The sequence below is a fragment of the Ornithinimicrobium faecis genome, from assembly GCF_023923225.1.
Taxonomy (GTDB): domain Bacteria; phylum Actinomycetota; class Actinomycetes; order Actinomycetales; family Dermatophilaceae; genus Ornithinicoccus; species Ornithinicoccus faecis.
The window spans coordinates 2,415,765-2,441,306 of record NZ_CP099489.1; the positions used below are offsets into that span (position 1 = coordinate 2,415,765).

Below are 25,542 nucleotides of genomic sequence, written 5' to 3' on the forward strand. Positions count from 1 at the left end.
TCGGTGGCTGGCGACGAAGCGCCAGCCACCTCATCGCCAACTGAGAGCCACCTTGCCAGCGACCACTGACACCCGGCGGCGGACATCGTGCAGGCGGCGAAGCATCGGTGAAGCGCAGGCTCTTGAGGGCGGTTGAGGCAGTCGACCACGGACAGTGGGGGCCCTGGCAGGAGTCAGCAGTCGTCAATCAGGCGCTGCAACACCCGCGTCCCAAAGGTCAACGCGTCGACCGGCACGCGCTCGTCAATGCCGTGGAACATCCCGACGAAGTCCAGGTCGGGCGGCAGCATGAGAGGGGCAAACCCGTAACCCTCGATCCCCAGCCGCGACAGGTGCTTGTTGTCCGTCCCGCCGGAGAGGCAATACGGCAACACATGCGCACCGGGGTCCTCCTTGAGCAGGGCGCGCTTCATCGACTCGACCAACTCGCCGCTGGTGGAGGCCTCGAGAGCAACGTCCTTGTGGAGGATCTCCACCTCGACGAACTCCCCCGCCAGCTCACGGATCGTGTCCATCAACTCGTCCTCGTGGCCCGGCAGGAACCGCGCGTCCAGCGACGCCGAGGCGGTCTGCGGGATCACATTGTGCTTATAGCCCGAGTCGAGCATCGTGAAGTTGGCGGTGTCGCGCAGCGTGCCCTCGACAAACCCGCGTGCCCCACCCAGTCGCGCCAGGATCGACTCGGCGTCCTCCTCGCCCCAGGTCGCACCGGTGATGCCGGCAATGCCATCGAACAGCTCACGCACCGAAGCGATATAGGTCCGCGGCCACGGGTGGGCACTGATCCGGTTGATCGCCCCGGCCAACCGCACCAGCGCGTTCTCCTCGTTGGGCACCGACCCGTGACCGGCGCGACCGTGGGCGTGCAACCGCAGCCAGGCAATGCCCTTCTCCGCGGTCTGGAGCAGATAGGCCCGCTCGGGTGCGCCAGTTGCCTTGCCGTCCAAGGTGATCGAGAAGCCGCCCACCTCAGAGATCGCCTCGGTGCAGCCCTCGAACCACTCCGGGTGCTTCTCCACGACGTGCCCGGCGCCCTTGACTCCACCGGCCTCCTCATCAGCGAAAAAGGCCCACACAATGTCCCGCGGTGGTTGCTGCCCGGTCCGTGCCATGTGCCGCACGTTGGCCAGCAGCATCGCGTCCATGTCCTTCATGTCCACGGCCCCGCGGCCCCAGATGCAACCGTCCTTCTCCTCGGCGGCAAACGGGTCAACCTGCCAGTCCTCGGCGGCGGCGGGCACCACGTCGGTGTGCCCGTGCAGCACCAGTCCAGGACGACTTGAGTCACGCCCCGGGGTGCGCACGACGACGCTGGCTCGGCCTGGGTCGGACTCGGTGAGCTGCGGGTCGAGGCCGACCTCCGTCAGCTTCTCCATGATGTATTCCGCAGCCACCCGCTCCCCCGGCCCACTGCCGTCCCCATAGTTGCTGGTGTCGATCCGGATCAGGTCCTTGCAGAGCTGGACGACCTCATCCTGGGCGGAGGGCACGGTGGTGGCGTCAGGGCGCGTCGAGGAGGTCATGTCACCGAGGCTAGCCCGACCGTATGCCGAGGGGCCAGCCCCCTCGGCAGGTGACCTGACATGGATGGCCGGCTCACGGCATACGGCGGCCCGTCTGATGCCTGTCCCCAACCGATTTGCACATTTTTGCAGAACTGCATAATATGCAGGAGTGCAAACTTCACTCTCCCTTCGAGAGCGCAAGCGCACCGACACCTTCCGATCGATCCATGATGCAGCCGCAGAGCTGGTCCTGGACCGGGGCCTGATCAACGTCACCGTCGACGAGATCGCCGACCGTGCCGGTGTGTCTCAGCGCACCTTCTTCAACTACTTCCCGACCAAGGAAGACGCCGTCGTCGGGCTCCGCACGCCGGAGCTGACCGACGAGATGCTGCAGTCCTTCCGCACCCGGGTGGGCAGCGACCTGCTCAGCAGTGCGGTCGAGCTGCTGGCCGCCGTCATCCGCACGGCGCTGGTCCCCGGTGACGATCCGGTGCGACGCAAGGAGCTCACCGCCGAGTATCCCGATCTGCGCAAGCGCTTCATGCTGCGCATCGCCGACGCCGAACGACTTGCCCTGCAAGTGATCGAGGAACAGCCCGAGTCACTCCCGAACACCGAGGAGGCCGCCCGCGCGCTCATCACGCTCGCCGGCGCGGTCATCCGCTTTAGCTATCAACAGCAGCCAGGGTCTGTCACCGCGGACGACCAGGAGACGCTGCACCAAGGCATCGAAACCTTCCGAGAGGTCCTACGTACCGCACTATGACAACCACTGACACTCCCACCACGCTGCACCCGGGTCACGAGAAGCGCGACATCAAGCTGCTGTTCGCCGGCCTGATGGTCACCATGCTGCTGGCCTCGCTCAACCAGACGGTGCTGTCCACTGCGCTGCCCACCATCGTGGGCGAGCTGCACGGTGTTGACCAGATGCTCTGGGTGATCACCGGCTTCATTCTCGCCTCAACGATCATGATGCCGATCTACGGCAAGGTCAGCGACATGCTCGGCCGCAAGCCGCTGCTGCTCTTTGCGATTGCAGTCTTTGTGGCCGGCTCGATCATGGGTGGGCTCGCGGGCGACATGAACGCCCTGATCGTGGCCCGCGTCGTGCAGGGCATCGGCGGCGGTGGTCTGATGATTCTGAGCCAGGCCGCGATCGCTGACGTCATCCCCGCGCGCGAGCGTGGGAAGTACATGGGGATCATGGGTGGCGTCTTCGCCTTCTCCTCGGTCGCCGGGCCGCTCCTGGGCGGCTGGTTCACCGAGGGTCCCGGCTGGCGCTGGGTGTTCTGGATCGCCCTGCCGTTGGGTGCCCTCGCTGCGGCCGCGACCATCGCCTTCCTGCCCGGTCGTCGCGACACCGGTGAGAAGCGCCCGCGCATGGACTACCTCGGCATGATGCTGATGGCCATCGCGACCGCCTCGCTGGTGCTGGTCGGCACCTGGGGCGGCAGCGAATACGAGTGGACCTCCCCGGTCATCCTGGGCCTGGGTGCCGTCGCCCTGGTCGCCGGCGGCCTCTTCGTCCTGGCAGAGTCTCGGGCACAGGCCCCCATCATCCCGTTGGCGCTCTTCAAGGACCGCAACTTCAACCTGACCACGATCGCTGCCCTCTTCACTGGTGTGGCCATGTTTGGCGCCATCAGCTATCTGCCGACCTATCTGCAGATGGCCACCGGGCTGTCGGCCACGGTCGTGGGCCTGCTGATGGTCCCCATGATGGGCTCGATGCTGATCAGTTCGACCGTGTCCGGCATGGCAGTGTCCCGGACCGGTCGTTACAAGCGTTATCCGATCGTCGGATCCTTGCTGCTGGCGCTCGGCCTGGTCCTGTTGTCCACCCTGAAGTGGGACTCCCCCACCTGGTTGGTCTGCGTCTATATGGGCGTGATGGGCATCGGCCTGGGCATGAGCATGCAGATCCTCACGCTGATCGTGCAGAACTCGTTCCCGGTCCGTGATGTCGGCACGGCCACCGCGTCGACCAACTACTTCCGCCAGGTCGGTGCAACCCTGGGCACCGCGGTCGTCGGGAGCGTGTTCACCAGCCGCCTCGTGTCGCTCGTGGCCGACAAGGTGCCCACGGGCACTGGTCCGCAGGACGGCGCGCACTCCCTGACGCCCGAGTTGGTCAACCAGATGCCAGATGCGCTGCGCGAGACGATCGTCCAGTCCTACAACGAGGCGCTGATCCCGATCTTCCTCTACATGACGCCGCTCGCCATCTGCGCCGCGATCGTGCTGATGTTTGTGAAGGAGAAGACACTGTCCACCAGTGTCGAGGACGACGTCACGGCTGAGTCCCTCGCCGAGGGCCAACTGGTGGTGTCCAGCACCGAGCGCTGACCTGGGGGCGACACCGCGCCGCGCAGGCCCCGCCCTGGCCACCGGGTGGTCATACACTGGCAGGACGTAGCCAGTGAGCGAGGTGACCGTGGACGCGGACACGACCCGCATCAGCCAGGACCCCTCGCGGGCCTACCCGCCGCTGCTCATTCGCCGGATCATCGCCCGCGCCATGGACTCTGTCATCGCCTTCGGGCTGGCTTGCCTGATCGTGTTGCCCTTCACGTTTCAGCAGGCGACAGATGCGCTCGTGCTCGGCGGCTTCGACTCCTTCCGGGACTTCCTCGCTGAGTGGGAGCCCGGCGTCCTTCCCGGCGGCTCGATCGGAGCCACGCTGGAGCAGCTCCAGCCGGTGGTGCTGAGCACGATCTACCTCCAGGTGCTGGTCATCTGGGCCTACGACTGGCTCAGTCTCACGTTGACCGGCAGCAGCATTGGCAAGGCGGTCACCCGCGTGCGGGTGACGAGGCACAACAGCAGTTCGGCGCCGACCATCGCCCCAGAGCTCCAGGCCAGCAGGTCCTTGCTCGAGCGCCCGCTGCGCATGGGGCTGCGCGCTGGCCTGGTCGTCGGTGCCCCGGCGCTGGCGGTCGGCATGCTCTGCGCTGCAGCCTTTGCCGTGCCCGGCGCGGTCGACCTCGCGGAGCTGTTTATCGCCCTGTCAATCGTGCTGCTCATCGTGTGGCTCACGGGCGGAGTGGGCCTGCACGGGCTGGCGACCGGCACCCGGGTCGTCGGCTTCGAGTGGCAGGAGCTCAGGCAGGAGGCCGAGCACCACCTTGACTCCCACCGAGGGAGCGCCGACGCATACCTCCACAGGTTGCAGGAGGCCTCCCGGGCCGCCGAACCCCAACGCGTGGTGACCCGCGTTGAGGACGCACCGCGCGTCCGCTCGCTGTCGACGCAGCTGCGCGGCGTGCTGGACTCGTTCCGGCAGGCCCCACCCGGACCAGGAGGGGCCTGACCCCAGACCGGACGTGAACCGCACGACGAGCGCATGAGAAAGCCCCTCGGGTCTGTGACCTGCACAAACCCGAGGGGCACTCGGTGTCCGGAGGGGGACTTGAACCCCCACGCCCGTTAAGGGCACTAGCACCTCAAGCTAGCGCGTCTGCCATTCCGCCACCCGGACAAGGGTGTCTGCTCGCACCGCTCGAGGCGGTGGGCAACGACGTGAAAGATTAGCACGCATCGGCCCCAACTCCGTCCTTGGGAGAGGCACGCGTCAGGCGCTCATGCGCTCGGTCGGGCCCAGCGTCAGGCGCTCACGCGCTCAGTGGGGCGGATTCCCAGGCGCACACGCGCTCGGTCGTGAGGGGTGTCGTGATGGGTCGTGGTCGTCAGGGTTGGTGGCGCCAGTCGGGTGGCTCGCCCGCGGAGAGCGCCGGGTCGTCCGTCGCGAACGTGCGGACCGGCCCGGGGACGGTCCGGGGTCCCTCGAAGCGGACCGTCACGCGACCCAGTCCGCTCCCCCACACCCAGCCGGCGCCGAGCTCGTCGTGCACCACGTCGGCGCCCGGGCGCCACTGCGGGCCGTGGACCAACTCAGCCGTATGCCGTGGGGGCGCCTCCTCCTGCACGGCACCAATGCTGTCGGGCACCTCCAGATCCGCGGGGGTCGTGGCTGAGAAGAGGTCCTCGCCGAGCTCGAGCTCCTCCTGGGCGTGGGTGGTGAGGCCGGAGACCCCGACACCGAGCAGCCGGATGCCCGACGTGACGTCGATGCCGGCCAGCAGCCGCCGGGCCTGGCGTCCGATGACGGCCGGATCGCCGGTCGCATACGGCAGGGTGCCCGAGCGGGTGAGCTGGCTGAAGTCGTGCTGGCGGACCTTGACTGTGGTGGTGCGGCCGAAGACGGCGGACTGGCCGATCCGGCTGGCCAGTCGCGCCACCATCAGGTCGAGCTCACGCTCCAGGACCGCGGGGTCGGCGATGTCGGTCTCAAAGGTCTCCTCCACCGAGACGCTCTTGGTCTCGCGCTGGGACTCCACGGCCCGGTCATCCTCGCCGCGGGCCAGCCGCACCAGGCTGGTCCCGTGCGCCTGACCGAAGATGGCCACCAGGTCGCTCTCGCTGACGCGCGCCAGGTCGGCCACCGTCTCAACCCCAAAGGCGTGCAACCTGGCCCCGGTCGCCGGGCCGACCCCGGCGATGGCGCGCACCGACATCGGAGCGAGCACCTCCTGCTCCGTGCCGGGCTCGATCAGCGTCAGGCCGGCCGGCTTGTTCAGCTCGCTGCCGATCTTGGCCATCATCTTGGACGGCGCGATCCCGACGGAGGCGGTGAGTCCGCCGGTCTCGGCTGTGATCCGGTGGAGCAGTTCCTGGCCCAGAGAGCGCAGCGCCTCCGGCGACAGGTCCCGAGGCGTGCCAGCGGCGAGGTCGACGTAGGCCTCATCCACCGAGACCTGCTCGACGATCGGCGACAGCTCCCGCAGCAGGTCCATCACGACCCCAGAGCTGAGCCGGTAGGCGTCAAAGCGTCCGCCCAGAAAGGCTGTCCCGGAGGGGCACCGGCGCCGAGCCTCGGACGTCGGCATCGCGGAGCGGGCCCCAAAGACGCGCGCCTCGTAGGACGCGGTCGACACCACTCCTCTCGGACCGATGCCGCCGACCACGACCGGCTTGCCGCGCAGCGAGGGCTTGTCGCGCTGCTCGACGGCAGCGAAGAACGCATCCAGGTCCACGTGCAGGACGCTGGACTCGCGGCGGACGGCGGGCATGGCGCCACTGTGACACAGGCGCCGGATAGTGTCGGCACGTGCTCGATCACGTCACTGCTGTCCGCTATGTCACCCCGCTGCGCGAGGGCGGCTCGATGCCCGGCGTCGTCGAGGCCGACGACCTCGGCACCTACGTCGTGAAGTTCCGCGGCGCAGGCCAGGGCGTGAAGGTCCTCGTCACCGAAGTCATCGTGGGCGAGCTCGCGCGACGGCTCGACCTTCCGGTGCCCCGGATGGTGACGATCGACCTGCCCCCGGCCATCGCGCGCTACGAGGCCGACGAGGAGGTCCAGGACCTGCTCAACGCCTCCCCCGGCACCAACCTGGGGATGGATCTGTTGCCCGGTTCCCTGGGCTATGACGGATCCCGTCCGCCCAGCCCCGAGCTCGCGGCACGGATCGTGTGGCTGGACGCGTTCACCGCCAATGTGGACCGCACCTGGTCCAACCCCAACCTGCTGACGTGGCACCGCGAGACCTGGCTCATCGACCACGGGGCCGCGCTTTATTTCCACCACTCCTGGCCGAGCAAGGAGCCGAACCCGCAGCGGTTCGCCCAGCAGCCGTTCCGCGCGGATGACCACGTGCTGGGCGGGGTCGCCACTGACCTGCCTGGCGTCCACGCGGAGTTGTCCGCGCGGATCACCCCAGAGTTGATCGGTGACGTGCTCGACCAGGTCCCCGAGGACTGGCTGGAGACCACCACTCACCTGACGGACACGCAGGCGGTGCGCTCGGCATACCGAGACCATCTGCTGGCCCGGGTCCAGAACCCGGCCGCCTGGCTGCCTGGTGGTGGCGCGTGAGCTACGACTACCAATACGTCACGCTCCGGCTCGTGCCACGCGTCGAGCGCGAGGAGTTCATCAACGTCGGTGTCGTGCTCTACAGCCAGGAGGCCGAGTTCCTGCAGGGCGCCTTCGAGCTCAACGAGGACAAGGCGCTGGCGCTGGCCCCGGAGCTCGATCTGGAGGCCGTGCGCGCGTCCCTGGAGACCGTGTGCCGCGTCGCAGCGGGCGAGCACTCCCCCACGACCCCGCGGCTGGACAAGCTGGGGCCGCGCTTCGGCTGGCTCAGTGCCCCCCGCAGCACGATCGTGGCGCCTGGGCCCATCCACGGCGGCACCACCGCGGACCCGGCTGCCACGCTGGCACACCTGCTGGGCATCCTGGTGTCATGACCCACACGCTGACCTGGCACCCGTTCACCGAGCGACCCGACCTGGTGGCCGATCCCGTGCGAGCTGCCCTGGAGGCCACGCCGCTGGCCGGGTCGGTCGAGGTGACGGAGATCGACCCGGACCTGGCCGACACGCAGGCGCTGGTCGACTCCACGGACGTGCTGCTCGAGGAGAGTGCCAACTGCATCGTGGTCCTGGGCCGACGCGGCGAGATCGAGCGCATCGCTGCGGCGCTGGTGCTGGCCACCACGCGGGCCGACGTGAACACCACCGTGCGCAAGACCCTCGACGTGCGCAAGGCGAGTTTCCTGCCGATGGAGCGAGCGGTGGCCGAGACCGGGATGGAGTTTGGCGGGATCACACCCGTCGGCCTGCCCGGGGACTGGCCGGTGCTCGTGGACTCGCGGGTGGTCGACTCCGAGCAGGTGGTGATCGGTTCCGGTTTGCGGCGCTCCAAACTGCGCCTGCCGGGTGCCCTGGTCGCTGACCTGCCTGGCGTCCAGGTGATCGAGGGACTGGCCAGCTGACTGCGCTGGCCGGTGACTGAGGCGAGTAACCTCACCCAGATGACGGCATACCACGCAGACTCCACGGACCTGTCCGACAAGGAGGTCCTGACCTGGGACCTGTTCGGGACGGCCAGCCGCGAGCTGGCCCAGCAGGTGGCCGACTCCGACTTCGACCCGGAGATCATCATCGCGGTCGCACGCGGTGGCCTGCTCCCCGGCGGCGCCCTGTCCTATGCCCTTGGCGTCAAGCTCTCGGATGCGATCAACGTCGAGTTCTACACCGACGTGCACGAGACGCTGCCGGACCCGGTCCTGCTGGCGCCGTTGCTGGACACCGAGTCGATCCAGGGGCGGCGCCTGCTGGTGGTTGACGATGTCGCCGACTCTGGGCGCACCCTCGCGCTCGTGCTGGACCTGCTGGGCACGCACGGCGCCGACACCCGCAGCGCGGTGCTCTATGCCAAGTCCGCCACCATCGTCGAGCCCGACTTCGTGTGGAGGCACACCGATGAGTGGATTGTCTTCCCCTGGTCGGCGCAGGCGCCGGTGACACCGGCCGGGACCCTCACCGAGTCCTCGACTCCTCCGGCCTGACCGGCTGCAGCGCCCAGAACGCCACGGCACTGGCCGCCGCCACGTTGAGCGAGTCGACGCCCCCAGCCATCGGGATCCGCACCGCGAGGTCCGCCTCGGCGATCGTGCGCTCCCCCAGTCCGTCGCCCTCGGTGCCAAGCACGAGGGCCAGGCGCTCCGGCGGGTCCGCCGCGAGCTCACCCAGCTCCACGCCGTCCTCGCGCAGCGCGAAGGCACCCACCGTGAATCCGGCCTCGCGCAGGGTGGCCAGGCCGCCCGGCCAGGGATCGATCCGCGTCCACGGCACCTGAAAGACCGTGCCCATCGAGACGCGCACCGACCGGCGATAGAGCGGGTCCGCGCACCGCGGGGTCACGAGCACGGCGTCCACGCCGAGAGCCGCTGCGGAGCGAAAGACTGCGCCAACATTCGTGTGGTCCACGATGTCCTCCAGCACGGCCACCCGGCGCGCACCGGCGATGACGTCTGCGACGGCAGGCAGCACCGGCCGGTGCATCGCGGCGATCGCTCCGCGGTGCAGGTGGAAGCCGGTCATCTCCTCCGCGACAACAGGGTCCATCACAAAGACCGGGGCACCCTGTGCCACTGCCCGCGCCACCAGGTCTGCCAGGTCGGTGACCCAGCGCGGCGTCAGCAGCAGCGACCGGAACTGGTGGCCGGCCCCCAGAGCACGGTCGATCACCTTGGCGGACTCCGCGAGATAGAGCCCGCGCTCGGGTTCCAGAAGCCGCCGCAGGGCGACGTCGGTGAGACCGACATAGTCCCTGACCCGCTCATCATCGGCCCGGTCGATCCAGGTGACGCCGACGGGCAACTCAGGTGACGTCATACGAGCAGCACCACGATGGCGACGACGCCGATGATCACGATCGTGGCGCGCAACAGCCAGGGCGGCATCAGGCGCCCGACCCGGGCGCCGATCAGGCCACCGAAGAAGGCACCGATCGCGACGAGACCGACGATTGCCCAGTTCACCTGCGCCGGGTCGATGACGAGGAACACCATGGCCGCCGTGAAGTTCACGATCAGGCCGAGCACGTTCTTGGCCCCGTTGATCTCCTGGAGCCCGTTGGGCAGCAGGACACTCATCATGCCGATCAGCAGGACACCCTGTGCCGCACCGAAATAGCCGCCATACATGCCGGCGAACATGACCCCGACGAGGAGCACGACCAGACGGCCCCCGGTGATCGAGTCAGCGTGGTGCCGGGCCGCCCAGGCGTTGATCCGAGGGCCCAGCACGACCAGCACCAGAGCCAGGGCGATCAGGATCGGGACGATGGCCTCAAAGGCCGACTCCGGGAGCACCAGGAGCAGGAGGGCACCGATGATCGCCCCGACGAAGGAGGCGGGCGCCAACTTGATCAGCAGGTCACGCAGCGGCCTGATCTCGCGGCGATAGCCCCAGGCGCCGGTCAGCCCGCCGGCGACCAGACCGAGGCTGTTGGAGATGTTGGCCGAGACGGCCGGATAGCCAAAGAACAGGAGGGTCGGGAAGGTGACGAGCGTGCCCGACCCCACGACGGTGTTGATGGCGCCGGCCCACATGCCGGCCAGAATGATCGCACTGATCTCAAAGGCGCTCATGCGGCGCGGGCAGCCCAGCGGTTGCCGTGCTTGTCGACCACCAGTGGCAGTCCGAAGGTCCGCGAGAGATTCTCACCGGTCAGCGTCGTCTCGAGCGGCCCGGCTGCCTCGACCTGACCGTCGCGCAGCATCAGGATGTCGGTGAACCCCGGCGGGATCTCCTCGACGTGGTGGGTGACCAGCACCATCGCCGGGGACTCGATGTCCTCGGCCAGGGTCTGCAGGCGACCGACGAGGTCCTCGCGCCCGCGCAGGTCCAGCCCCGCGGCCGGCTCGTCGAGCAGCATGAGCTCGGGGTCGGTCATCAGGGCGCGGGCGATCTGCACCCGCTTGCGCTCGCCCTCGCTCAGGGTGGAGAAGCGGCGGGTGGACAGGTGGTCGACGCCGAGCGCGACCAGGAGCTCGTCGGCGCGGCCGGTGTCCATCTCGTCATACTCCTCGCGCCAGCGGCCGGTGACCCCCCACGAGGCGGTGACGACCACGTCACGCACCATTTCCTCGGCGGGGATCCGGTCGGCGAGGGCGGCGCTGGCCAGGCCGATGCGGGGTCGCAGATCGAAGACGTCGACGGTGCCGAGCACCTCGCCGAGGATGCCCGCGACACCCATCGTCGGGTGGATCCGGGCGGCGGCGATCTGCAGCAGAGTCGTCTTGCCCGCGCCGTTGGGGCCGATCACGACCCAGCGCTCACCCTCCTCGACGGACCAGTCGATGTCGTGCAGCAGCGTGTTGCCGCCACGGCGCACACCGACACCGGCAAATTCGAGGACATCGCTCATGTCGAGCAAGGTTAGTTTGCCGCCGGGTGCTTACCATCACCGCATGGCTGACCTGCCGGCAAGTGTGCGCGTCGCGCTGTGGTCCACGGCGGCGCTCAGTGGCGCTCTGGACGTGGATGCGGTGCCCCGCCGCGCCATGCCTGACCTGGATCATGTGGACGGTCTGGTGGCCCAGCTCGGCCTGTGGCGCGACCTGGGTGAGCGGCTGGTGCTCGTGGCGCTCCCCCGGTCCGGCGACCTGCGCAGTATGCCGAGGGGCCCGGCCGACCTGATCGCTGCGGCCACGGAGGCGGAGGAGTTGGTCTATGTCACCGGCCTCGGCGGAGCCCTGGTCCCGCAGATCCAGACCTTCGGTCCCGAGGGCGACCAGGGCTGGGAGGCGCAGTGGACCGCCTTCGACTCGGACCCGGTCCCCCAGCACGTCGTCCAGCAACTCTCCCTGCCCGATGCCGAGCTGGAGCTGCGCCGCGGCGTGGCAGCCCTCACGCAGCAGCTCGCGGACGCTCCCGGTCAGCCGCTGAGCGGCCACGGCCTCGAGGCGGTCGTGCGCGGCAGCGTGGACGAGGTCTGGGGGCTCCCCGAGGGACTGCCGCCGCGGGCCATCCGGGTGATCGAGCTGGCCGGTGCCATCACCAACCTGGCCGGTGCCGGGCTGGACCACCGGCTGCACAGCGTGGACTCAAACTCGACCCTGCAGCGCGAGCGGATCCTGCGCGAGCTCCACGACGTCTCAACCCAGGCGCTGGTCGCAGCCACCAACGTCGGTGCGCTCTACCTCGCCGGCTGGCGCTGAGCCAACCACCACCAACACCCCTCCATGCCACCACCTCGACCGAGCGCGTGAGCCCCCGAGTTTCACCTCGACCGAGCGCGTGAGCCCCCGAGTTTCACCTCGACCGAGCGCGTGAGCCCCCGAGTTTCACCTCGACCGAGCGCGTGAGCAGCCGAGAGTCAGCCAGCCAGCACCGAGCGATAGACCTCGACGGTGCGCTCGGCAATGGTCGTCCAGCTAAAGTGCTCCACAGCACGCGTGCGGCCCGCCTCACCCATCTGCCGGGCACGGTCCGGGTCGGAGACGGCATGGTTGATCGCGGCCGCTAGATCGCCGACGAACTTCTCCGGGTCGAGCGGTGTGCCGGTGCCGTCGGTGACCTGCTCGATCGGCACCAACCAGCCGGTCTCGCCGTCGACGACGACCTCGGGGATGCCACCGGTGGCGGTCGCCACGACGGCCGCACCGCAGGCCATTGCCTCAAGGTTGACGATGCCGAGCGGTTCATAGACCGACGGGCACAGGAAGACCGTCGCGTGGGACAAGACCGCGATGACCTTCTCGCGCGGCAGCATGTCACCGATCCAGATCACGCTGTCACCGTCGGAGCGCCCCTGGCGCAGCACGTCGACCAGGCCGATGACCTCGGCCTTGATCTCCTCCGTGTCCGGAGCGCCGGCCAGGAGCACGACCTGCACCTCCTCGGGCAGCTCGGCCAGGGCGCGCAGCAGATAGGGCAGGCCCTTCTGGCGGGTGATGCGCCCGACGAAGACGACCGCCGGACGGTCGGGGTCCATGCCGAGCTCGCGGACCGCGGCGCGGGCCTCCTCGGAGGTGTTGCGCTGCCACAGCTGGGAGTCGATGCCGTTGTGCACCACGTGCACCCGCTCGGGGTCGATGGCCGGATAGCTCGCCAGGATGTCCTTGCGCATGCCGGCGGAGACCGCGATGACGCCCGCGGCCGCCTCATACGCGGTTTTCTCCACCCAGGAGCTGACGCGATAACCGCCACCGAGCTGCTCAGCCTTCCACGGGCGCATCGGCTCCAGGCTGTGCGCCGAGATCACGTGCGGGATGCCGCCGAGCAGGCTCGCCAGGTGGCCGCCCATGTTGGCATACCAGGTGTGTGAGTGGACCAGCTCAGATCCATCGGTGACCACGTCCGAGGCCATCGCGACGTCGACGCCGAGTGTCTTGAGGGCTGCGTTGGCCGAGACCAGATTCTGCGGTGTCGGATAGCCGGTCGTGTCCGGTTCGTCCACGGGCTCGTCGAAGGCCCGCACCGACACCGTGAGGTCGGGGAGCTCTCGCAGGGCACGGCTCAACTCGGCGACGTGCACGCCGGCACCGCCGTAGATGTTGGGCGGGTATTCACGGGTCAGAATGTCGATGCGCACGACGGCCACGCTAGCGGCTATCTGCCGGGGCCGCTCCCCTGTCGACCAAAGTCGCTCGGGGCCATAGGTTGAGGGCATGGTTGCGCAAACGGGAAGGCTCAAGGTCCTCGCGATAGTGCTCGCGGGAGGTGAGGGCAAGCGGCTCATGCCGTTGACGGCTGATCGGGCCAAGCCAGCGGTGCCTTTCGGCGGCATCTATCGGCTGATCGACTTCGCCCTGTCCAACATCGTCAACTCAGGTTGCCTGAAGATCGTGGTCCTCACGCAATACAAGTCCCACAGCCTGGATGCACACATCACCCGCACCTGGCGCATGTCCACCTTGCTGGGCAACTACGTCGCCCCGGTGCCCGCGCAGCAGCGCATGGGCAAGCACTGGTTCGCGGGCAGTGCCGACGCGATCTATCAGAGCCTCAACCTGGTCTACGACGAGAAGCCCGACATCATCGTCGTGGTCGGCGCCGACCACGTCTATCGCATGGACTTCTCGCAGATGATCGACCAACACATCGAGACCGGCGCTGGCGTCACAGTGGCCGCGATCCGCCAGCCACTCAGCCTCGCCGACCAGTTCGGTGTGATCGAGGTCGATGACGCCGACCCACGGCATATCGCCGACTTCCTGGAGAAGCCGCAGAACCCCAAGCCCCTGCCAGATGCCCCGAACGAGGTCCTTGCCTCGATGGGCAACTACGTCTTCAACGCTGACGTCCTGGAGCAGGCTGTCCGCGACGACGCCGCCGACGAGGACTCTGCGCATGACATGGGCGGCGACATCGTGCCCGCCTTCGTCAACCGCGGCGAGGGCTATGTCTATGACTTCAAGGACAACGACATCCCCGGGGCAACCGAGCGCGACCTGGCCTACTGGCGCGACGTGGGCACCATCGATTCCTACTACGAGTCGCACATGGACCTGGTCTCGGTGCACCCGGTGTTCAATCTCTACAACGACCGGTGGCCGATCTACACCACCCACGGCAACCACCCGCCGGCCAAGTTTGTGCACGGGTCGCACGACCGGGTCGGGCAGGCCCACGGGTCGATGGTCTCCCCCGGCGTGGTGATCTCCGGCGCGACGGTCGCCGACTCAGTCGTCTCGCCCAACGTGCACGTGCACAGCTTCAGCAATGTGTCCCAGTCGGTCATCCTCGACGGCGTCGACATCGGTCGCGGCTGTCAGATCCACCGGGCCATCATCGACAAGGCGGTCCACGTGCCAGAGGGTGTCAGCATCGGCGTGGACCACGACCAGGACCGGGCCCGAGGCTTCACGGTCACCGACAGCGGCCTGGTCGTCGTCGGCAAGGGCACCATCATCGAGGGGTGAGCACCTCCCGACCGGCAGGGAGGGGTCACCTCCCACCCGTCCGCTCGTCCAGTCCGTGGTCGTGTCTGAGGCGGACGTATGCCGAGTGAGCACCTGTTCGGATTAGGGTGCATCCATGTCGTCGCACGTGACCCCAGTCTCGGACCCTGTCGAACCCTCGGAGGAGCAGGTGCAACGCACCCTCCTCGTGATCGGCGGAGCAGAGGACAAGCGACGACGCGTGGTCGTGCTCAAACGTTTCGTGCGACTCGCCGGAGGCCGGGACGCCCGGGTCGTCGTCATTCCGACCGCATCGTCGATGGCCGAGGAGGCCTTCGAGGTCTACCAGTCCGTCTTCGGCCGTCAGCACGTCACGGACGTCTCCCTGGTCAACCCCCAGGACCGGCAGCAGGCGTCCGACCCGGCCCTCATCGAGGCCATCGACAACGCCACCGGCGTGTTCGTGACCGGCGGCAACCAGCTCAAGCTCGGTCAGTTGATCGTCGGCACCCCGGTGCACGACGCCATCACCCGCGCCTATCACCGGGGCGCGGTCATCTCCGGCACGTCGGCGGGCGCCTCGGTCCTCAGCCAGTTCATGATCTCCATGGGCGAGGAGGGTGTGGTGCCACGCCAACGCGTGTCACAGGTCAGCGCGGGGATGGGTCTGCTCCCCGGCGTCATCCTGGACCAGCACTTCGGTCAACGCACCCGGTATGCCCGGTTGCTGTCGCTGATCGCGGCCTCCCCGAGTCTGCTGGGTGTCGGGATCGATGAGGACACCGCCGCCGAGATCGTCAACGAGCGCTCCATGACGGTCGTGGGCTCCGGTGCCGTCTACGTCGTGGACGCCCGCGCAGCAGTGTCCGACGCCCACGAGGCGCGTCGGGACGCACCGCTGATGGTGTCGGGTGCTGTCGTGCACTCGTTGCCCTTCGGGTCCACGTTCGACCTGCAGGCCGCACAACTGACTGATTTCGTGGAGATGCACTCAGAGGTGGCCGTGGTCACGTCCCCCACTGACGTGCACGACACCGCCAACGCAGCCGCCGCGCTGCGCCGCTGACCGGACCCCAGGAGGCCCCAATGTCCCAGTCCCAGTCCCCCACCGCGCCGGCGGCTCCTGACCTGCGCATCGTGGAGCAGCGGGTCTACCGCGGTCCCAACATCTGGAACTACGAGCAGGCGATCCACCTGGTCGTGGATCTGGGCGTGCTGGAGCAATATCCCTCCAACCTGCTTCCCGGCTTCACCGAGCAACTCCTGGAGTGGCTGCCCGGTCTGCAGAATCACGTCTGCTCCCGGGGCAAGCCCGGTGGCTTCGTCGAGCGGCTGCACGAGGGCACCTGGGTGGGACACATCAGCGAGCACCTCGCCCTCCAACTGCAGGGCGAGGCAGGCCACGACCTGCGCCGCGGCAAGACCCGGGCCGTGAGGGGCAAGCCCGGTCAATACAACGTCATCTACTCCTACCTCGACGAGCGGGTCGGTCTGGCCGCCGGTGAGCTTGCGGTGCGCCTGGTCAATGCGGCGGTGGCCCAGGACAGCGAGTTCGACTTTCCCAGTGAGATGGACGACTTCCTGCGTCTCGCCCAGCGCACGGCCTTCGGCCCCTCGACGAACGCGATCCTGGAGGAGGCTGTCGCCCGGGACATCCCCTTCATCCGCCTGAACAACGCCTCCCTGGTGCAGCTGGGTCAGGGCGTGCACCAGCAGCGGATCCGGGCGACGATGACCTCCAAGACCTCGGCCCTGGCCGTCGACATCGCGGGTGACAAGTCGCTGACCAACACCCTGCTCTCCTCGGCTGGTCTGCCGGTGCCACTGAGCGACACGATCCGCACCGAGGACGGCGCGGTCCAGGTGGCCAACCGGATCGGCTACCCCGTCGTCGTCAAGCCGCTGGACGGCAATCATGGCCGTGGGGTCGGCATCAACCTGCGCAATGAGGCGGAGGTGCGGGCACACTTCCCGATCGCCGCAGAGCAGTCGCGACGCGGGGTCATGGTGGTCGAGTCCTTCATCAGCGGCAACGACTACCGCTGCCTGATCGTGGGCGGCCGGATGCAGGCCATCGCCGAGCGGGTGCCGGCCCACGTGGTCGGCGACGGCACCCACACGATCAACGAGCTCGTGGAGATCACCAACGCCGACCCACGCCGCGGGGTCGGCCACGAGAAGGTGCTGACCCGGATCGCGATCACCGAGGGCACCGAGGCGCTGGTGCGCAACCAGGGCTTCGAGATGGACGGCGTGCCCCCGGAGGGCACGATGGTCAAGCTCGCGCTGACCGGCAACATGTCGACCGGAGGCATCTCGGTCGACCGCACCTTCGACGCACACCCGGAGAACATCGAGATCGCTGAGGAGGCGGCCCGGCTGATCGGACTGGACGTCGCGGGCATCGACTTCATCTGCCCCGACATCTCGGCACCGGTCCGCGAGACCGGCGGCGCGATCTGTGAGGTCAACGCCGCGCCCGGGTTCCGCATGCACACTCACCCGACGGTCGGTGAGCCGCAATACATTGCCAAGCCCGTGGTGGACCTGCTCTTCCCACCCGGCACTGCCGCACGGGTGCCGATCGTGGCGGTCAGTGGCACCAACGGCAAGACCACGACCTCACGGATGATCGCCCACATCATGAAGGGCCTGGGCAAGCAGGTCGGCATGACCTCCACCGACGGCATCGTGATCGACGAACGACTGGTCAAGCGGGCCGACGCCTCCGGCCCGAAGTCTGCGCGCATGGTCCTGCAGAACCCTCGGGTCGACTTCGCCGTCATGGAGGTCGCTCGTGGTGGCATCCTGCGCGAGGGCCTTGGCTATGACCGCAACGACGTGGCAGTGGTCACCAACGTCTCGGCAGACCACCTCGGGCTGCGGGGCATCGACACGGTCGAGCAACTGGCTGCGGTCAAGCGCGTCATCGTGGAGGCCGTGCCTCGCAACGGTTTCGCGGTGCTCAACGCCGACGACCCCAACGTCCGCGACATGCGACGCAGCTGCAGCGGAAGCATTGTCTACTTCTCGATGCAGCCCCCCGGCAGCCCCGAGCGAGACTTCATCGAGACCCGCCTGCGTCGCGGGGGCCGGGCCGTGGTCCTGGAGCCCACGGAACGCGGCGAGATGATCGTGATCCGCCACGGGCGCCGCTCCATGCAGCTCGCGTGGACGCACCTGCTGCCCAGCACCTTCGGTGGTGCTGCCCGGTTCAACATCGCCAACGCGATGGCCGCCGCGGGTGCCGCCTTCGCCTGCGATGTGCCCCTGCACGACATCCGACAGGGGCTGCGCACCTTCACCACCAGCTACTACCTGTCCCCCGGACGCCTCAACATGCTCGACGTCAAGGGCGTCAGCGTGGTGGTGGACTACTGCCACAACCCGGCCGGCATGCGCGCCATCGGCGAGTTCGTCGACAACCTGGCCGAGCAGAAGGAAGCCGCGATCGACAACGCCCGGATCAGCCGGATCGGGGTCATCGGTGGCACCGGCGACCGGCGCGACGACGACCTGGCCGAGTTGGGTGCCGTGGCCGCCAAGCACTTCGACGTGCTGGTCGTTCGCGAGGACGACAACCCGCGTGGGCGTCCCCGGGGCGAGAGCGCCGAGCACGTGGTGCGCGGCATCAACGAGTGCATCGAGGCTGGCGAGGCCCGGGTCCGCAAGATCGACACTGTGCTCCCAGAGGTCGACGCAGTCCGGCACGCCATGGTGCTCAGCAACCCCGGCGACCTCCTGGTCGCCTGCGTGGACAAGCACGCCCGGGTGCTCGCCGAGCTCGAGGACCTGAGCAACTCGGCGTATGCCGGATCCCGGGCCGACGAGGAGCGCGTCGGCGACCCCGACCTCGACCCGGCCGAGCTGGGCGTGGCGGCCGGGGCCTCCGGCGAGGAGTCCCGCAGCGACTACACCGATCTGGAGGCCGCGGAGGCTGAGGCGGGCGAGCGGGTCTGACGCCCACGGCGCAAGTGCATGGATCATTCACGCGACACGCCGAAACCAGTGTGAAGGATCCATGCAGTTGGCGGGCCGAGACGCGGGCGGGTCCCGCAGCGGGCTAGTGGGTCTGACGCTCACGGCACACGTGCATGGATGATTCACGCGACTTGCCGATATCTGCGTGAATCATCCATGCACTTGTCGGCCCCGTGGGTCCCGTCTCGGGGTGGGTGAGCCCAACTCATTCCCTCAGGATGAGGATTCGGCGCTCCGGAGCTCCTCGGCCAGGGCCAGCAGGCTCTCGCGCTGAGGAGCGTCGTCGGTGCCGGTGGCGTTCGTCATGACATAGCTGATGAGTCGGGCGACACCGTCACCGGCCCGGCCCGAGTCCACGTCGAGCAGGGCCTGCAGCGCGACCAGGGCAGCACTGTCGCTGCGCTGGACCGCCACCTCGGTGAGCACGGCCGCGGCCTCCTCCGGCCTCTGCAGCTGCCGCAGTGCCGCGGCCATCGCCACCTGGGCACGGAAGCGGTGCGGCTCCCGCAGTCGGGCGCGCAGTGCCTCGCCATAGCGGCTGATCGCCTGGGTCTCCTGCCCGGCTGCCTCCAGGGCGGCCGCGAGCTCGAACACCAGTCGCGGGTCCTCCGGAGCCTGCTCCAACAGGGTGCGGGCCGCCTCCACGCGCTCTGCGGGGGGCTGGTCCTGGATCGCGGCGAGGACTGCCTCGAGCTCGTGCTCGCCCCGTGCGGCAACGACCTTGCGACGGATCTGCCGGGCGGTGTCCTGGTGGGCGCCGTGCTCGGTGAGCCACTCGACGACCCCGGGGCGGTCGCGATGCACCATCAGTGCAGCGACGTCGCCGTCCGCCAGGTTCTCGGCGACGGCCGCAAGCCCGGACACCTCATCCTCCGAGGAGCCGGAGGACACGGCGCCGACGTTGGCCAGCCCCTGGACGAACTGCGACTCCAGGTTCTCCGTGGTGCGCCCCCGCAGGTAGTGCCCCTTGTGGACGATCTGGACACGGTCGGCCCGCCGACCAGCGATCTCACCGAGACCAATGAGGATCTCATCGGTCCGGTCACCGACGCCGCCGAGTCCGAGGTGGACCCGGTCGCCGGGCGTGCGCAACCCCTCGGCCACCGTCAGCAGGGCTTCGAGACCGGCCTCGTTGTGGGCCAGGTCGATGATCATCGTTGCCTTGCCACCTGAGGGCAGCGGCAGAGTCCACACATTCATCCGGCCGGGGTTGTGCTCGAGGTCCGGCGCAAACGTGCGCAGCCCCTCGATCACGGCCTCGCGGGGCAACCCGAGCCCGAGACCACCCGCGGTGGCGGCCAGGGCGTTGGCGATGTTGTGCTCGGACAGCCCGGACAGCGTCATCGGCACGTCCAGGATCCGGATCAGCCGGTCGGGGTCAGCTCCGCGTCGCAGGATGACGATGTCGCCCTGCAGCACGGTCATCCCCCGTCCGCCGCGCTCCACCGTCTCGCGCAGGGCCGGTGAGTCCGGGTCGAGGCTGAACATCCAGATGCGACCGCTGGCCTCCGTCGCCATGGCCCGGACACGGGGGTCGTCACCGTTGAGGACGACCCAGCCCTCCTTGCGGGTGACCCGCGTGATGATCGACTTGACCTCAGCGAGCTGGTCGACCGTGTCAATGCCCTGCACACCCAGGTGGTCGGCGGTGACGTTGGTGACAATGCTGACGTCGTTGTGGGAGACCCCCATGCCCTTGAGCAGCAGACCACCGCGGGCGGTCTCGAGCAGGCCCAGCTCGACCGACTTGTCCTCCAGGACGTTGCGCCCACCGGACGGGCCGGAATAGTCCCCCGCAATCTTCACCTCGCCCTGGATGAACACGCCCTCGGTCGAGCTCCAGCCGCAGCGCAGTCCGGCCGTCATCCCCATGTGGGCCAGCAGTCGGGTGGTCGACGTCTTGCCGTTGGTGCCGGTGATCGAGGCCACCGGGATGCGCGGCCGCAGCTGGGTGGGGCGCGAGGAGTCCTCGGCCGCCCGCACCTGCGCGGCGGCACCAGTCAGCAGTTCGTCGGCCGAGTCGCCAGCGAGCAGCCCCTCGAGCACGGGGCCGAGGGCCTCCCCCAGGGCGACCGCACGACCACGGTGGCGCCACGGGAAGGCCACCACGACCGAGTTGAGGTCGGTGCCCACACGCCCGCGCACACCCACCCGGCTCGGGACTGCGTCGGAGATCCGTCGCAGGACGGTGCCGGCCAGACGGCTGAGGAACCGCTGGCGCTGCTCGGTCCCTGGCTTGCCGGGCACCGCGCGACGCAACCCCACCACCGCGGCGATGCTGGTCGCGCTCTCGGCGTCGAGGCGCTGAAAGCCGGGCAGCGAGAGACTCACCTTGACGGCAGGTCGGGCAAAATACAGATTCGGTCCCTCGAGCAGGCGCACCTCGGTCACCTCGACCGTGGTTGCCTCAGTCATCGTCGCCGCAGACCGTTCGCGCGTGCACCATCGTGGTCAGAAGCCCATCGCGTGGAAGCCGCCGTCCACGTGCACGATCTCGCCCGTGGTCGAGGGGAACCAGTCGGACAGCAGCGCGACGCACGCCTTGGCAGCCGGCTCGGCGTCCCGCAGATCCCAGCCCAGCGGCGAGCGCTCGCCCCACTTTGCGAACTGTTCAAACATCGGGATGGAGCGTGCCGCGGTCGTGGCGATCGGGCCGGCGGAGACCAGGTTGGAGCGGATCCCCTTGGGGCCGAGGTCGCGCGCGAGATAGCGGTTGGTCGACTCAAAGGCCGCCTTGGCGACACCCATCCAGTCATAGACCGGCCAGGCCTTCGTGGCGTCGAGGGTCAGGCCCACGACGCTGCCGCCCTCGCTCATCAGGGGCAGGGCCGCGACGGCCAGGGACTTCAGGGAGTAGGCCGACACCTGCAGCGCCGTGGCCACGTCCTCCCACTGTGCCTCCAGGAAGTTGAACGCCCCGGCAGGAGCGAAGCCGATCGAGTGCACGACACCGTCGAGGTGGTCGACGTGCTCCTTCAGTCGCTCGGCCAGGGTGTCCAGGTGCTCCTGGTTCGACACGTCGAGCTCGATGACCTCGGGGGTCGTTGGCAACCGCTTGGCGATCGACTGGGTGATCCGGAAGGTGCGTCCAAACGAGGTGAGGATCACCTCGGCGCCCTGCTCCTGAGCCAGGCGGGCGACGTGGAACGCGATGGAGGAGTCCATGAGGACACCCGTGATGAGGAGCTTCTTTCCTTCGAGCAGCATGGAGAGCAGACTAGCGCCCCGCGCGCGTCACGCGAGCGAGCGCACCGGGAGTTGCGGCGACCGAAACGGAGCGCCCGGGTCCGGGCACGTCAGTGCCCCATGCCCAGGCCGCCGTCAACCGGGATCACGGCACCACTGATATAGCCCGCATCCGGCCCGGCCAGGAAGCGCACCACGCCAGCGACCTCACCGGGGGTGGCGAAGCGGCCGGCCGGGATGCCGGCCAGATAGGTCTTCTGCCGCTCCTCGGGGAGCTCGGCGGTCATCTCCGTCTCGATGAAGCCGGGAGCCACGACGTTGGCGGTGATCCCCCGCCCACCCAGCTCGCGAGTGATCGAGCGGGCCAGGCCCACGAGGGCGGACTTGGACGCCGCATAGTTGGTCTGCCCCGGCGAGCCATACAGGCCCACGACCGAGGAGATCAGGATGATCCGGCCATGGCGCAGACGCATCATGCCCTTGGACGCGCGGCGGGCGCAGCGGAAGGCGCCGGTGAGGTTGGTCTCCAGCACCGAGGTGAAGTCCTCATCGCTCATCCGCATCAGCAGCGTGTCCTTGTTGATGCCGGCGTTGGCGACCAGCACCTCAATCGGGCGCCCCAGCATCTCCTCGGCCTCGGTGAAGGCCCGGTCCACGCTGTCCGAGTCGGTGACATCGCAGATCACGCCGCGCAGCCCCTCCGGCGGGGTGCCACTGCGGTGCGTGATGATCACATCGTCACCGGCCTCGGCGAACGCGCGCGCGATCGCCAGGCCGATGCCGCGGTTGCCGCCGGTCACCAGGACGCTGCGGGGCGAGGGGGTGTCAGTTAGCTGGGTCTGGGTCACGGATCAACGGTAGCCCGTGGACGGCAGCGGCACGAGCGCGCACCCCGTCAAGTCATTCAGCGAGCGGACGTATCGTGGAGGGGTGCGCAGGAAGAAGGTCGCCCAGGGGGTGACCACCGTCAGACGGTCCCCCAAGGAGGACCGGGAGCAGCGCATGCGCAGTTATGCGATCGCCATGTCGATCCGCACCGTCTCCTTCCCCCTGGCGGTCTGGGCCCTGCTCAGCGGGTGGACCGTCATCGGCATCGTGCTGGCGCTCGCCGCCACCTTCCTGCCCCAGGTCGCGGTGATGACCGCCAACGCCGTCGATCACCGCACCGCACCGGCCGGCCACCTGACTTCGCCGACGCGGATGCTCGGTCCCGGTGACTCCACCACCTCGCGGGAGACCACCACGCCACGGGATGGGCCCGATGCTGAGCTGTAGTGCCAAGGCCTGCCGTGCCCGGGCGACCCACGGAGTCGTGTGGAACAACCCCAAGGTGCATCAGCCCGAGCGTCGCAAGGTCTGGCTAGCCTGCCCCGATCACCGAGAGTCGTTGAGCAGCTTTGTGGCGCTGCGCGGCTTCCTGATCGAGGTCCTGCCCATCGACCAGCTCGGCGAGCAGGACGGCTGACTTGCTGCGCACGCTCCTCACCGGCCGCTGGCTGGGCTATCTCGCGTTGGGTGTCGTCTTCGCTGTCGTCACCGTGCTGCTCGGCAACTGGCAGTTCTCCCGGCACGAGGACAAGGTGGCCGCGCGCGACCGCGTGGAGGCTCACTACGACGCGGTCCCCGTGCCGCTCGAGGATGTGCTCACGGCCGACGGTGCGCCGCTCCCCGAGGACGATGAATGGACTCGCGTGATCGTCAGCGGGGAGTATGCCGTCGATCAGCAGCTCTATGTCCGCAACCGACCGCAGTCAAAGACCTATGGCTACGAGATCCTGGTGCCGCTGGACACGGCCGCCGGCACCCTGGCCGTCGACCGGGGGTGGGCCCCCAACGCTGAGACTGCCGCAACCCTGCCGGACGTGCCCCCTGCACCTGAGGGTGAGGTTGAGGTGACTGGCTGGTTGCGCCCGGGCGAGGCAGACCTGGAGCGGGACATGCCGCCGGACCAGCTCGCCTCGATCAACCTGGCCACCGCCGAGCAGCGGTGGGAGCGTCCCGTCCTGGGTGCCTACCTGGTGCTACAGGAAGAGTCGTATGCCGAGGGGTCGGCCGCGCAGATCCCTCGCCCGACTCCGTTGCTTGCGCCGCGCACGGACCTGGGGTCTCATTTCGCCTACTCCCTGCAGTGGTGGCTGAGCTCCCCCGTCCTGCTCATCCTGGTCTTCGTGATGGCCCGCCGCGAGTGGCTCGAGGGCGAGGGCAGGGCGTCGCAGACCCGCCCGGGCGCTGAGCGGGAGGGCGCGCAGAAGCCACCAAAACCCAAGAAGGTGCGCATCTGGGATGAGGAGGACTGGTAGCGCGGAGCCCAGTGTCAGCTTCAGTGTCAGCTTCAGTGTCAGCCGCGCGTGCCACGATGTGCCCATGGATCTCGGACTGGCTGGTCGCGGCTACATCGTCACCGGCGGCACGCGCGGACTCGGCCGGGCCACGGCCGAGCACCTTGTTGCCGATGGGGCCCAGGTCCTGCTGGTCGGCCGCGACCACGCCCAGGCCGAGCGCTCGGCAGGTGAGTTGACCGACGAGGGCGAGGGCACGGCATACCCTCTGTCTGCGGATCTGGCCGATCCGTCGGCCGCCCAGCTCATTCTCGAGGCGGCCCAGGACCACCTGGACAGCATCGACGGGGCCGTCCTCAGCGTGGGTGGCCCACCGGCCGGGCCGTTCCGGGACAAGACCGACGACGAGTGGCGCGCGGCCTTCGAGCAGGTGCACCTCGGTCCGCTGCGCATGGCCAGGACCCTGCTGGAGGCTGCGATGCGCCCGATGGCGATCACGTTCGTGCTCTCGACATCGGTGCGCTCACCCCTGCCCGATCTGGCCATCTCCAACGGTCTGCGTCCTGGACTGGCGATGGCCGCCAAGACGATGGCACAGGAATACGGCGCCGAGGGGCACCGCATCAACGCCGTCCTGCCGGGGCGGTTCGACACCGACCGGGTGCGCGAGATGGATGAGGCGAGTGGTGATCCGGCGGGTCGCCGGGTGGCGCACGCCAGCATCGTGCCGCTGGGCCGGCTCGGGCAACCCGAGGAGTTTGGCGCGGTGGCGGCGTTCGTCACCTCGCCGATGGCGTCCTACATGACCGGCTCGGTGACGACGGTCGACGGGGGTCAGACCCAGGCCCTGTGACGCACCGAGGCTAGGCTGTGCCCCGCGGTGCCTGTCCCGCCCCGTTCCCCGAGCCGAGGAGGCCTCATGCCCGTCGCCGTCGCACACAACGCTGCCGCCGCAGGCCGCGCTGCCGTCGCTGCCGCCCTGGACTGGGCCCTGGTCCACGACACGAACCTGCTGGTGCTGCACGTGCAGGACACCGGACGCGGCGGTGCGAGCGGCACCCCCGCCGACGCCGCCGAGGTGACGGCCGTGGCCAAGGACGTCGAGGAAGTGATCCGTGAGTCCGGGACGCAGACTCCCCCGCAGTGGAAGGTCGTCTCGGCGACCTCCGCCGGCGAGGTCCCTGCGGCTCTCCTGGGCCTGTGCGCGGAGCACGACGCCAAGATCCTGGTGCTCGGGTCCCGCCGGCGCACGGAGGTCGGCAAGTTCTTCATGGGCGGCAAGACCCAGCGCATCCTGCTGGACAGCCCGATCCCCGTCCTCGTCGTCAAGGGTGCCCCCGCAACTTCGTAGAGGTCTCGTACACCTACCCCGTATTTTCGTAGAGGTCT

General features: G+C 68.8%; 25 protein-coding genes and 1 tRNA gene. 16 read left to right on the forward strand and 10 right to left on the reverse strand.

Annotated features, from left to right (window positions below; translation table 11 throughout):
* Positions 1-173 precede the first annotated feature (173 nt).
* Complete coding sequence (locus tag NF556_RS11240) at positions 174-1,523, reverse strand: M20/M25/M40 family metallo-hydrolase (RefSeq protein WP_252591030.1); 1,350 nt, start codon at positions 1,521-1,523, stop codon at positions 174-176.
* Positions 1,524-1,674: 151 nt separating this feature from the next.
* Between NF556_RS11240 and NF556_RS11245 the strand changes: the two genes are divergently transcribed.
* The 3 genes from NF556_RS11245 to NF556_RS11255 all read left to right on the forward strand — a co-directional run bounded on the left by NF556_RS11245 (position 1,675) and on the right by NF556_RS11255 (position 4,821).
* Entirely contained in the window at positions 1,675-2,274 is a 600-nt protein-coding gene (locus NF556_RS11245; RefSeq protein WP_252591031.1) for a TetR/AcrR family transcriptional regulator, read from the forward strand.
* On the forward strand, positions 2,271-3,857 hold the full coding sequence (locus NF556_RS11250; RefSeq protein ID WP_252591032.1) for an MDR family MFS transporter: 1,587 nt from the start codon (positions 2,271-2,273) through the stop codon (positions 3,855-3,857). Before NF556_RS11245 ends, NF556_RS11250 begins: the two co-directional genes overlap by 4 nt.
* 73 nt (positions 3,858-3,930) lie before the next feature.
* Complete coding sequence (locus tag NF556_RS11255; RefSeq protein ID WP_252591033.1) at positions 3,931-4,821, forward strand: RDD family protein; 891 nt, start codon at positions 3,931-3,933, stop codon at positions 4,819-4,821.
* Between the two features lie 84 nt (positions 4,822-4,905).
* On the opposite strand, the gene NF556_RS11260 is transcribed toward NF556_RS11255, so the two are convergent.
* Positions 4,906-4,989, reverse strand: a tRNA-Leu gene (locus NF556_RS11260).
* Between the two features lie 208 nt (positions 4,990-5,197).
* On the reverse strand, positions 5,198-6,580 hold the full coding sequence (locus NF556_RS11265) for a DNA polymerase IV (RefSeq protein WP_252591034.1): 1,383 nt from the start codon (positions 6,578-6,580) through the stop codon (positions 5,198-5,200).
* Between the two features lie 38 nt (positions 6,581-6,618).
* Here NF556_RS11265 and NF556_RS11270 point away from each other — a divergent pair, with 38 nt between their 5' ends.
* Genes NF556_RS11270 through NF556_RS11285 form a run of 4 tightly spaced genes read left to right on the forward strand, consistent with a single transcriptional unit; the run spans position 6,619 to position 8,863 of the window.
* Positions 6,619-7,386 (forward strand): HipA family kinase, encoded by a 768-nt coding sequence (locus tag NF556_RS11270; protein ID WP_252591035.1) that lies wholly within the window; start codon positions 6,619-6,621, stop codon positions 7,384-7,386.
* Positions 7,383-7,760, forward strand: coding sequence for a DUF3037 domain-containing protein (locus NF556_RS11275; RefSeq protein ID WP_252591036.1), 378 nt, complete (start codon positions 7,383-7,385; stop codon positions 7,758-7,760). Before NF556_RS11270 ends, NF556_RS11275 begins: the two co-directional genes overlap by 4 nt.
* Positions 7,757-8,287 carry a YbaK/EbsC family protein gene (locus tag NF556_RS11280; protein WP_252591037.1) on the forward strand — a complete coding sequence of 177 codons (531 nt, stop codon included), beginning with the start codon at positions 7,757-7,759 and terminating at the stop codon, positions 8,285-8,287. Before NF556_RS11275 ends, NF556_RS11280 begins: the two co-directional genes overlap by 4 nt.
* Positions 8,288-8,326: 39 nt before the next feature.
* The gene (locus tag NF556_RS11285; protein ID WP_252591038.1) at positions 8,327-8,863 is read left to right on the forward strand and encodes a phosphoribosyltransferase; all 537 of its coding nucleotides are present in this window, start codon (positions 8,327-8,329) and stop codon (positions 8,861-8,863) included.
* Here the strand turns inward: NF556_RS11285 and NF556_RS11290 are convergent.
* From NF556_RS11290 to NF556_RS11300, 3 genes are read right to left on the reverse strand one after another with little or no spacing between them, the layout of a single operon-like run.
* Positions 8,835-9,692 carry a TrmH family RNA methyltransferase gene (locus NF556_RS11290; protein WP_252591039.1) on the reverse strand — a complete coding sequence of 286 codons (858 nt, stop codon included), beginning with the start codon at positions 9,690-9,692 and terminating at the stop codon, positions 8,835-8,837. The genes NF556_RS11285 and NF556_RS11290 overlap by 29 nt on opposite strands.
* Positions 9,689-10,450, reverse strand: coding sequence for a sulfite exporter TauE/SafE family protein (locus NF556_RS11295; protein WP_252591040.1), 762 nt, complete (start codon positions 10,448-10,450; stop codon positions 9,689-9,691). Before NF556_RS11295 ends, NF556_RS11290 begins: the two co-directional genes overlap by 4 nt.
* Positions 10,447-11,229 carry an ABC transporter ATP-binding protein gene (locus tag NF556_RS11300; RefSeq protein WP_252591041.1) on the reverse strand — a complete coding sequence of 261 codons (783 nt, stop codon included), beginning with the start codon at positions 11,227-11,229 and terminating at the stop codon, positions 10,447-10,449. Before NF556_RS11300 ends, NF556_RS11295 begins: the two co-directional genes overlap by 4 nt.
* Before the next feature lie 43 nt (positions 11,230-11,272).
* On the opposite strand from NF556_RS11300, the gene NF556_RS11305 reads away from it, so the two are divergent.
* Positions 11,273-12,022, forward strand: coding sequence for a hypothetical protein (locus tag NF556_RS11305; protein ID WP_252591042.1), 750 nt, complete (start codon positions 11,273-11,275; stop codon positions 12,020-12,022).
* Between the two features lie 158 nt (positions 12,023-12,180).
* Here the strand turns inward: NF556_RS11305 and glgA are convergent, their stop codons facing one another.
* On the reverse strand, positions 12,181-13,398 hold the full coding sequence (glgA, locus tag NF556_RS11310; RefSeq protein WP_252591043.1) for a glycogen synthase: 1,218 nt from the start codon (positions 13,396-13,398) through the stop codon (positions 12,181-12,183).
* Between the two features lie 76 nt (positions 13,399-13,474).
* On the opposite strand from glgA, the gene glgC reads away from it, so the two are divergent.
* The 3 genes from glgC (at position 13,475) to cphA (ending at position 18,667) form a co-directional block, all read left to right on the forward strand.
* A complete protein-coding gene (gene glgC / locus NF556_RS11315) occupies positions 13,475-14,728 on the forward strand; it encodes a glucose-1-phosphate adenylyltransferase (RefSeq protein WP_252591044.1) in 1,254 nt (417 codons plus the stop codon).
* A gap of 115 nt (positions 14,729-14,843) precedes the next feature.
* Positions 14,844-15,773 carry a cyanophycinase gene (locus NF556_RS11320; protein ID WP_252591045.1) on the forward strand — a complete coding sequence of 310 codons (930 nt, stop codon included), beginning with the start codon at positions 14,844-14,846 and terminating at the stop codon, positions 15,771-15,773.
* Positions 15,774-15,793: 20 nt separating this feature from the next.
* Positions 15,794-18,667 carry a cyanophycin synthetase gene (gene cphA, locus NF556_RS11325; RefSeq protein ID WP_252591046.1) on the forward strand — a complete coding sequence of 958 codons (2,874 nt, stop codon included), beginning with the start codon at positions 15,794-15,796 and terminating at the stop codon, positions 18,665-18,667.
* A gap of 234 nt (positions 18,668-18,901) precedes the next feature.
* On the opposite strand, the gene NF556_RS11330 is transcribed toward cphA, so the two are convergent.
* From NF556_RS11330 to fabG, 3 genes are all read right to left on the reverse strand, one after another.
* Positions 18,902-21,103 (reverse strand): tetratricopeptide repeat protein, encoded by a 2,202-nt coding sequence (locus NF556_RS11330; RefSeq protein ID WP_252591047.1) that lies wholly within the window; start codon positions 21,101-21,103, stop codon positions 18,902-18,904.
* Positions 21,104-21,139: 36 nt separating this feature from the next.
* A complete protein-coding gene (gene fabI, locus NF556_RS11335; RefSeq protein ID WP_252591048.1) occupies positions 21,140-21,895 on the reverse strand; it encodes an enoyl-ACP reductase FabI in 756 nt (251 codons plus the stop codon).
* 89 nt (positions 21,896-21,984) lie between these two features.
* Positions 21,985-22,722 carry a beta-ketoacyl-ACP reductase gene (gene fabG / locus NF556_RS11340; protein ID WP_252591049.1) on the reverse strand — a complete coding sequence of 246 codons (738 nt, stop codon included), beginning with the start codon at positions 22,720-22,722 and terminating at the stop codon, positions 21,985-21,987.
* Positions 22,723-22,804: 82 nt separating this feature from the next.
* Between fabG and NF556_RS11345 the strand changes: the two genes are divergently transcribed.
* The 5 genes from NF556_RS11345 (at position 22,805) to NF556_RS11365 (ending at position 25,504) form a co-directional block, all read left to right on the forward strand.
* Positions 22,805-23,149: a DUF3099 domain-containing protein gene (locus NF556_RS11345; RefSeq protein ID WP_252591050.1), complete on the forward strand. Its 345-nt coding sequence runs from the start codon at positions 22,805-22,807 to the stop codon at positions 23,147-23,149.
* Entirely contained in the window at positions 23,136-23,339 is a 204-nt protein-coding gene (locus NF556_RS11350; RefSeq protein WP_306238595.1) for a hypothetical protein, read from the forward strand. The genes NF556_RS11345 and NF556_RS11350 overlap by 14 nt, the downstream gene beginning before the upstream one ends.
* A gap of 1 nt (position 23,340) precedes the next feature.
* Entirely contained in the window at positions 23,341-24,174 is an 834-nt protein-coding gene (locus NF556_RS11355) for an SURF1 family cytochrome oxidase biogenesis protein (RefSeq protein WP_252591052.1), read from the forward strand.
* Positions 24,175-24,238: 64 nt separating this feature from the next.
* Positions 24,239-25,006 carry an SDR family oxidoreductase gene (locus NF556_RS11360; protein ID WP_252591053.1) on the forward strand — a complete coding sequence of 256 codons (768 nt, stop codon included), beginning with the start codon at positions 24,239-24,241 and terminating at the stop codon, positions 25,004-25,006.
* A gap of 66 nt (positions 25,007-25,072) precedes the next feature.
* A complete protein-coding gene (locus NF556_RS11365) occupies positions 25,073-25,504 on the forward strand; it encodes a universal stress protein (RefSeq protein ID WP_252591054.1) in 432 nt (143 codons plus the stop codon).
* The last annotated feature ends 38 nt before the right edge of the window (positions 25,505-25,542 follow it).

Excerpts from the sequence above, each read along its gene's own strand:
- NF556_RS11360 (WP_252591053.1), top strand. The coding sequence starts at position 24,239 with ATGGATCTCGGACTGGCTGGTCGCGGCTACATCGTCACCGGCGGCACG.
- NF556_RS11290 (WP_252591039.1), bottom strand. The coding sequence starts at position 9,692 with ATGACGTCACCTGAGTTGCCCGTCGGCGTCACCTGGATCGACCGGGCC.
- NF556_RS11320 (WP_252591045.1), top strand. The coding sequence starts at position 14,844 with ATGTCGTCGCACGTGACCCCAGTCTCGGACCCTGTCGAACCCTCGGAG.
- NF556_RS11330 (WP_252591047.1), bottom strand. The coding sequence starts at position 21,103 with ATGACTGAGGCAACCACGGTCGAGGTGACCGAGGTGCGCCTGCTCGAG.
- NF556_RS11295 (WP_252591040.1), bottom strand. The coding sequence starts at position 10,450 with ATGAGCGCCTTTGAGATCAGTGCGATCATTCTGGCCGGCATGTGGGCC.
- cphA (WP_252591046.1), top strand. The coding sequence starts at position 15,794 with ATGTCCCAGTCCCAGTCCCCCACCGCGCCGGCGGCTCCTGACCTGCGC.
- NF556_RS11250 (WP_252591032.1), top strand. The coding sequence starts at position 2,271 with ATGACAACCACTGACACTCCCACCACGCTGCACCCGGGTCACGAGAAG.
- NF556_RS11350 (WP_306238595.1), top strand. The coding sequence starts at position 23,136 with ATGCTGAGCTGTAGTGCCAAGGCCTGCCGTGCCCGGGCGACCCACGGA.
- NF556_RS11280 (WP_252591037.1), top strand. The coding sequence starts at position 7,757 with ATGACCCACACGCTGACCTGGCACCCGTTCACCGAGCGACCCGACCTG.
- glgC (WP_252591044.1), top strand. The coding sequence starts at position 13,475 with ATGGTTGCGCAAACGGGAAGGCTCAAGGTCCTCGCGATAGTGCTCGCG.
- NF556_RS11305 (WP_252591042.1), top strand. The coding sequence starts at position 11,273 with ATGGCTGACCTGCCGGCAAGTGTGCGCGTCGCGCTGTGGTCCACGGCG.
- NF556_RS11265 (WP_252591034.1), bottom strand. The coding sequence starts at position 6,580 with ATGCCCGCCGTCCGCCGCGAGTCCAGCGTCCTGCACGTGGACCTGGAT.
- fabI (WP_252591048.1), bottom strand. The coding sequence starts at position 21,895 with ATGCTGCTCGAAGGAAAGAAGCTCCTCATCACGGGTGTCCTCATGGAC.
- NF556_RS11365 (WP_252591054.1), top strand. The coding sequence starts at position 25,073 with ATGCCCGTCGCCGTCGCACACAACGCTGCCGCCGCAGGCCGCGCTGCC.
- NF556_RS11285 (WP_252591038.1), top strand. The coding sequence starts at position 8,327 with ATGACGGCATACCACGCAGACTCCACGGACCTGTCCGACAAGGAGGTC.
- NF556_RS11240 (WP_252591030.1), bottom strand. The coding sequence starts at position 1,523 with ATGACCTCCTCGACGCGCCCTGACGCCACCACCGTGCCCTCCGCCCAG.
- NF556_RS11300 (WP_252591041.1), bottom strand. The coding sequence starts at position 11,229 with ATGAGCGATGTCCTCGAATTTGCCGGTGTCGGTGTGCGCCGTGGCGGC.